The sequence below is a fragment of the Chloroflexota bacterium genome, from assembly GCA_034717495.1.
Taxonomy (GTDB): Bacteria; Chloroflexota; Anaerolineae; order JAAEKA01; family JAAEKA01; genus JAYELL01.
In genome coordinates, this window is the sequence record JAYELL010000068.1 from 1 (window position 1) to 7,495 (window position 7,495).

At 58.8% G+C, this 7,495-nt stretch carries 5 protein-coding genes; all 5 read right to left on the minus strand.

All coding sequences use genetic code 11. The features are described from left to right. Nucleotides 1–44: 44 nt before the first annotated feature. The 5 genes from U9R25_12905 to npdG all read right to left on the minus strand — a co-directional run bounded on the left by U9R25_12905 (nt 45) and on the right by npdG (nt 7,012). Complete coding sequence (locus tag U9R25_12905) at nt 45–1,142, minus strand: BMP family protein (GenBank protein MEA3336805.1); 1,098 nt, start codon at nt 1,140–1,142, stop codon at nt 45–47. A gap of 148 nt (nt 1,143–1,290) precedes the next feature. Next, nucleotides 1,291–2,241, minus strand: coding sequence for an ABC transporter permease (locus U9R25_12910; protein ID MEA3336806.1), 951 nt, complete (start codon nt 2,239–2,241; stop codon nt 1,291–1,293). Continuing rightward, nucleotides 2,238–3,476, minus strand: coding sequence for an ABC transporter permease (locus U9R25_12915; GenBank protein MEA3336807.1), 1,239 nt, complete (start codon nt 3,474–3,476; stop codon nt 2,238–2,240). Before U9R25_12915 ends, U9R25_12910 begins: the two co-directional genes overlap by 4 nt. A 162-nt stretch (nt 3,477–3,638) precedes the next feature. Continuing rightward, nucleotides 3,639–6,197 carry a selenium-dependent xanthine dehydrogenase gene (gene xdh / locus U9R25_12920; protein MEA3336808.1) on the minus strand — a complete coding sequence of 853 codons (2,559 nt, stop codon included), beginning with the start codon at nt 6,195–6,197 and terminating at the stop codon, nt 3,639–3,641. A 161-nt stretch (nt 6,198–6,358) separates the two neighbouring features. Beyond that, nucleotides 6,359–7,012: an NADPH-dependent F420 reductase gene (gene npdG, locus U9R25_12925; protein ID MEA3336809.1), complete on the minus strand. Its 654-nt coding sequence runs from the start codon at nt 7,010–7,012 to the stop codon at nt 6,359–6,361. Nucleotides 7,013–7,495: the final 483 nt, after the last annotated feature.

The window sequence follows — 7,495 nt, forward strand, 5'->3', positions numbered from 1 at the left end:
GGGGGGGGGGGCGCCCGGGGGGGCGCCCCGACGAGTGAACGCCCTTATCTCGGTTCCGGCACGATCTCTATGGAACCATCGATGATCCCCTTTTCAGCGGCCTTGGCCGCTTCGACCGCCCCGGTGGGCAAGCCATCGGCATAGATCATGGTTTGGCCGCTGTTCTCCAGCGTGAGCTGCAAGACCCTGCCGCCGTAGTCGCCAGACTGATTGGAGGTGATCATCTCCAACAGCGTTGGTTTCCAGTCGTAAAGAACTGTTGCCACAACGATCTCAGGTGCCACCGGGCTCTGATCCGCCTGGATGCCGATCCAGGGAATGCCCTTTTCCTTGGCAACACCAATCGCGCCGACCACCTGCTGCGAGGAGCCTGTTAACACATCTGCTCCCGCCTGGACGTGTGTATTGGCCGCTTCAGCCGCCAGCGCCGTGTCGCCGAAAGAACCTGTGAAGGAGACATTGACCCTGATATCGGGGTTAGCGTCGCGCACGCCGGCCACGAAACCATCGACGTGAAGCTTGGCATCGCCGGCGTCAACCGGGCCAACCAGGCCAATGACGCCTGCCTCGGTAAGTTCCGCTGCCAAAACACCGGTGACATAGCCACCTTGCTCGGCCCGGGGTTCATACGCGAAGACGTTGGTCACTCCCTCCTCTTCGCCGGTGTTGGTTGTGGTGCCCCAGGCAAAGCTGGTTTCGGGGAAATCAGGTGCAATCTCGAACAACGATGTGCCGTACTGGGCGCCATGGGCCAGGATCAGATTATAGCCGCTGTCGGCGTAATCCCGAATGGCAGCGGCCGCGTCGGTCACGTTGAACATGTTTTCGGTATAGACAATCTCGAAGACATCCTCGCCATAGGAGTTCTGTAGTTCCTTCAACGAGTCGTACATGGACTGGCTCCACGCCAGATCGGTGGTGGTGCTGGGCATGACCAGTGCGATGCGCACCGGCTTGATCCCGGGCATGCCTTCAGGCGCCACCATGGCCTCCTCTGCCGGCTCTTCAGCCGCTGCTTGCGTTGGAGCGGCCTCTTCGCCAGCCGGCGCCGGCTGGGCGGGTGCTGATGGTGCAGCGGCACAGGCGGACAACGCCAGCGCCAGGATAAGCAGTGTGGCCAGCAGCCATTTCGTGTGTTTCATCTTTCTTTGCTCCTTTCAGGTGCATTGGGTTGAAATGAACGATCTCAGAGTTCCAGACCAGGTGGGCCCTGGACATTGACTCCACTCACAAGATTTTTGCTGCGCGTGGCGCGTGATGGCGAACTGCAGCCCGTGGGGGCCGTTCGCATCAGTTCTCACCTCGCTCGAATGGCTTGGTCAGTGCGGCCGGCTGCAGAGAGCGTCGGAAGGGCAACGCCAGTGCAACAATGGTCAGTACATAAGGCAGCATGACCGCGATGTTCGACGGTATGGGCAGGCCAAGGACCTGTGCCCACAGCTGCAGCGCATTCACGCCGCTGAACAGCAGCGCGCCCACCAGAACGCCCAGGGGCCGCCAACTGCCGAAGTAGACCAACGCCACGGCAATGAAGCCGATACCATTGGTCATATTCTCCTGGAAAATACCCAGCAGGGAAAGGGAAAGAGATGCACCGGCGATTCCCGCCAGAGCCCCTCCCAGGGTAACGGAGGCATAACGAACCGCGTTCACATTCACGCCGAGCGAGTCGGCTGCTTCCGGGTTCTGGCCCGCAGACCGGATCTTCAAGCCCCAGGTAGTCTTGTTGAGGATCCAGGCCGAGATTGGCACCAGCAGATAAGCGCCGTAGGTCATGATGCTATGGCCGAAGAAGATGTCGCCGATGATCGGAATGTCGGCCATGCAGAAGCTCTCGCTGAGGCAAACCTGCAGTTCCGGAAAGCTGTTGATGCCTTCGACTGTGCCCAACATCGTCTTGAAAAGCAGGCTGGACATGCCCAATCCGAACATGAAAAGGCCGATCCCGCTGATCCCCTGCTGCGCCTGGAAGGTAATACTGACCACCGACATGATCAGTCCCATGACAATGCCAATCGCCGCTGCCGCCAGCACGCCCAATAGCAGGTTGCCGGTCTGGAAAACGGTGAAAAACCCAAAGAAGGCGCCCATGAGCATAATGCCTTCCACACCCAGGTTCAGAACCCCCGAGCGTTGGGCGAAGGTTTCGCCGAGAGCAGCATACAGGTAGGGCGTGGCCAGGCGAATACCGGAGTGAATGACACCCAAAAAAACCGCCATGACCGTGAGTTCGTGAGTCATGCGCTTGCCTCCTGTGCAGCCGGCACCGCGGGAGCCCCTGCGGCATCAGTGTCGCTAGGACCAATATCCATCGATACACGCTTGTTATGATACTTGCGCACGAAGTAGGGCGTGCAGACCACGAAGAGCACCACCAGGCCCAGAAGCGCGGTTGTCAACACCTGAGGAATCTGCATGGCCCGTTGCATCTTGTCGCCACCCACCAAGAGCCCGCCGAACAAAACCGATGAGGGGATAATGCCCAGTGGGTGCAGTTTGCCAAAGAGCGCCGCTACGATTCCGGTGAAGCCGTAGCCGGCGGAGACAGCTGTGGGTTCAAACATGCGATGATGCAAACCCAGGATCTCCACCGCCCCGGCCAGGCCGGCGAATGCGCCGCTCAAGGTCATCGAAAGCACCATGTTTCGTTTGATGTTCATCCCTGCATAGCGAGAGGCATGGGGGTTCAGGCCGACGGCTCGGATACGGAAACCGATCGTGGTTCGCCAAAGAAAGATGTACACCAGAACAGCCATGATCACGGCAAAGATGAAACCGCTGTGGAGGCGGGTGGGTTCTGCAAAAATGCCATAGATATCGGCCATAGCACCCTGCAAGCCCAGATCAGAGGCCCGCTCCCTAATACCCAGCGCGTTGGCAATATCGGTGAAGCGGGGAATGTCCACCGATCTCGGTAAACGGGCGGAGTGAGGGATGTTGGTGCCGGCTGCCAGCTCCGCCGGGTCGATCATAGGCCCGCGCAATAAGAAGTAACCGATCTGGATGGCGATCTGGTTCATCATGATGGTGCTGAGGATCTCGTTCACCCCCAGCTGCGCTTTCAGATAGCCGGGAATGGCGCCCCAAATACCTCCCATGAACGCGCCTGCCAGCAATCCAATGATGATCACCAGAACACCGGGCAGCAGGTCGCCCAACTGAATGCCCACGAAAGTCGTCAGCAGTGCGCCGACGATGAGCTGGCCCTCGGCGCCAATATTGATCATGCCTCCGCGAAAGGCAATCGCGATGCCCAGCGCCACCAACATCAGGGGGACCGATTTGACCAGGGTATCGGCCCAGCCACTCTTGCTGCCGAAGGCACCGACGATCATGGCCCGATAGGCTTCGATGGGGTTGACTCCCTGCAGCAGCAAGATAACGGCTCCAAAGAGAAAAGCTGCCAGAACCGCAAGAAACATGAGCAGAATCTCGAAGGTTCGGTCGGAGATATAACGGTAGAACATGTTTCGCATGGCTCGCCTCAATCCTACGGAATTCGAGCGTTTTTACGCCCAAGCGGCCTCAAGAACAACGTCAATACAGTTATTTCGGGCAAATCCCCTGCCGCAATTGGCGGTTTTCAACATGGGGTCTCGCCGGGAAAGAGAAAAAACAGGCCACTGGCCGCGCTGAGGTCAGCGACGCTTCTTGCGACGCATGGGCAGCCTGGTTCGCCGGACACCGTCGTATTGGGTGAAGGCATTGGCCACAGCGCCCGCTGTAGGCACCAGGCCAATCTCGCCCACACCCTTGGCACCGTAGGGACCATGGCGGTCGGGCACTTCGATGCCGATGACCTCGACCTCAGGCATCTCCCTGGCCCGCAGAATGCCGCACTGGCGCAGGCGACTGCTTTTCAGAAAGCCACCCTCCATGGGCAAATCCTCGCTGACCGCGTAGCCCAGGCCCATGTGCACCGCGCCCTCGATCTGGCCCTCGAAGAGCATCGGGTTGAAAATTCTGCCGGCGTCGTGGGCCGCAACCACCTTGGCCACGAAACCGTCGTCGTCCAGGATCACGAGTTGGGTGGCGTAGCTGTAGGAGTAGTGGGTGACGATCTTGTCCGCCTTGGCGCCCGGTTTTGTGGTCCAGTCCACAATCCAGCGCCCATCATAGTGGCGGCCCACCAGCTCATCCAGGTCGTGGGTCTCCAGGTCCCTGGCCAACTTCTGGCCGGCGTCGATCAGCGCGTTGCCCAGCAGTGACGTGGCGCGGGAGGCAGTGGTCATGCCGGCAGTTTGCTTGGCTGCGGTGTCAATGCGTACCTCGATTATCCGGGGATCGATGCCCGTCTCGTTGCAGACCACCTGGGTTGCGATGGTATTTACCCCCTGCCCCATCTCTGTCCAACCGTGATCGACCAACACCCTGTCTGGCGCGAGCACCGTGATGCGTGCAGTAGATACGTCGGCCACAGCATTTCCCACACCGGTGTTTTTGATGCCACAGGCCAGGCCCGCGTATTTGGCGGCGTAAAACTGTTCCTTCACAGCCTCCAACGTGTCGCGCACGCCAGCGCTGCTCTCGATGACCTGGCCTGTCGAAGTCATGCACCCCTCGGTGATGGCATTGTCCCAGCGGAACTGCCAGCGGTCGAAGCCCCCTTGCTGGCACAGATCGTCCAGGCAACTCTCCAGGGCAAAGGCTGCCTGGTTGACGCCAAAGCCGCGCATGGCGCCGCAAGGGATGTTGTTGGTGTAAACGGCCACGGCCTCGATGTCGGCCACGGGGATGTGATAGGCGCCGGTGGCGTGTCCCGCGGCCCGCTCCAGTACCTTCATTCCCACCGAGGCATAGGCGCCGGTATCGCCCACAAAACGGGCCTTGATGAAGGTCAACATACCGTCGGCATCGCAGCCCACAGCATAGTCCATCCAAACAGGGTGGCGCTTGGGGTGCATGCGGATCGACTCGTCGCGGGTCAGCTTGACCTTGACCGGGCTGCCCGTGAGCTGGGCCATCAGCGCAGCATGGCCCTGGGTCGAGAGGTCCTCCTTGCCGCCGAATCCGCCGCCGTTTGGCACCATGATGACACGGACTTCTTCTTCAGGAAGGCCCAGGAGTTGGGCAATTTGCCGGCGATCGTCGTAGACACCCTGCCCCTGGGACATAACCACCAGTCCCTCTTCGTCTGGGTAGGCAATAGAAGCTTCGGGCTCCATGTAACCATGCTCGATACGCTGAGTCTCGTAGATGCCAGATGAAACATGGGCGGCTTCCCCCATGGCCTTTTCCAGATCACCGCGGGTGAAGGCGGTGCGATGCAGCACGTTGCCCCCCTCGTGGATGGCCGGAGCGCCCGCTTTCGACGCTTCGTGCATGTCGGTAACCGGCTCCAGCACCTCGTACTCGACCTGAATAAGCGCCACAGCCTGGCGGGCAATTGCCTCAGTCCCGGCCACGACGCCTGCCAGCACGTCGCCGATATAGCGAGTGGTTTCGCCAGCGGCGATCATCAGCGGCCAGTCCTGGCGAATCAGGCCGGTGACCCGATCGCCTGCCACATCGGAGGCAGTGACAATACGAAGGACGCCCGGCAGCCGCCGGGCGTCCTCGGTATTGATTGCCAGCACCCTTGCCCGGGGATGATCACTGAACTTGAGCGCGCCGTGAACCATGCCATCGATTCGGATGTCGTCCACGTATCGGTGCCGGCCCAGCACCAGATCCTCCGCCCTGTACTTGGCCTGGCGGGTGCCAATCCTGCCGTTGCCGCCGGGCGGGGGAACCCTCTCCTCATTGCGAATCGCTTCAGCGGCCAAGATCACGGCATCCACGATCTTTTTATAGCCGGTGCAGCGGCAAATGTGTGGGGTCAGCGCCTTTTCAACATCGGCGCGGCTGGGGTCGCTGTTTCGAACGATGAGCGCATTGGACTGCATCACAATACCAGGGATGCAGAAGCCACACTGCACGCCGCCCTGGGAAACAAAGGCGTTGGCAAAAACACTCTGCCTGTACTCACCCAACCCCTCGGTGGTAATCACCTGTCCCCCATCTACCTTCTTCATCTTGATGACACAGGAAAGCACCGCCTTGCCGTTGAGCTCGACCGCGCAACATCCGCAGGCTGCCTGCGGGGAACAGCCATCTTTGGGAGAAACGATACCCTCCACCTCCCGAAGGTAAGTCAGCAATGGCAACTCTGGATCGCCGTCAAATTGCCTGTGCTGGCCGTTGAGCTCAAACTGCATACAGGACCTCCTTGGGGCGGTGAGGGTATCAGTCGATGGAGATATTTACTGTTGAGGAAATTGTCGTCGCGATGGACGGCGCGAATTGTGTCCCGGATTGCGTGCCACTTGATACATTCCACACATCAGGAGTCGCGTCTCATATTAGCGCGACCGGCCTGTCACCCATCTATTCCCGTGATACGAATGCCGGCATTTTTGATCTTGTGGCGTATGTTAATGCCAATGAGCAGAGCTGTCAAGCCCTCTGCGACGCTGGCATTGGCAAGACCGCCGGCGTTTACACCTCTCATGCCTGCATCCTCACAGAGCCCGATCACCATGGCCTTGTCTTGTTTGTTCCCACCACAAACCAACACATCGCAATCGATCTCATGATCGAGATCGACCAGATGATGGGCCGAGATATTCTGAAACGCGGCCACTAACCGTACTTGCTCACCCAACTGTTGTTTGGCTTCCTGCGCGGCCGACAGGCCACTGGGAGGACGCCAGACCCGCGCCACCGGCTGACCGAGGGGCACGACCACCGTCACCAGCAACTTGCCATGCAATGCGTCCTTCAGGCCGTCCAGAGTGCGTTCCTGGGCGCCGTAGGGAACGGCCAGCACAACCACATCAGCCTGTTCAGCCGCCGTGAGATTATCGCTGCCACTGATGGCTGCCTCCGGCAAGAGCACCTGCAGCTCGCCGGCAACCCGTTCACCTTTTTCAGCCTGGCGGGAACCGATGATCACCTGGTGTCCCCGGGCTGCCCAACGCAATCCAAGTCCACTGCCCTCCGGTCCCGTGCCGCCAAGTATTGCGATTTTCATGGTCTTCTCCCTACTTCTTTACTTCCTGCTTGCCTACTCCTTACTTGTCTACTGTCCTGAAAATAGCACTCGGTAAGGGGCCGACCGTGCCAACCTGCATTTTCATCGTTGCTGGTGTACCAACGATCCTGTTTCCTTGTCTACTTGTCTACTTGTCTACTTGTTTCCTTGTCTACTTGTTTCCTTGTCTACTTGTCTACTTGTCTACTTGTCTACTTGTCTACTTGTTTCCTTGTCTACTTGTTTCCTTGTCTACTTGTTTCCTTGTCTACTTGTTTCCTTGTCTACTTGTTTCCTTGTCTACTTGTTTCCTTGTCTACTTGTTTCCTTGTCTACTTGTTTCCTTGTCTACTTGCTTCCTTGTCTACTTGTTTCCTTGTCTACTTGTTTCCTTGTCTACTTGTTTCCTTGTCTACTTGTTTCCTTGTCTACTTGTTTCCTTGTCTACTTGTTTCCTTGTCTACTTGTTTCCTTGTCTACTTG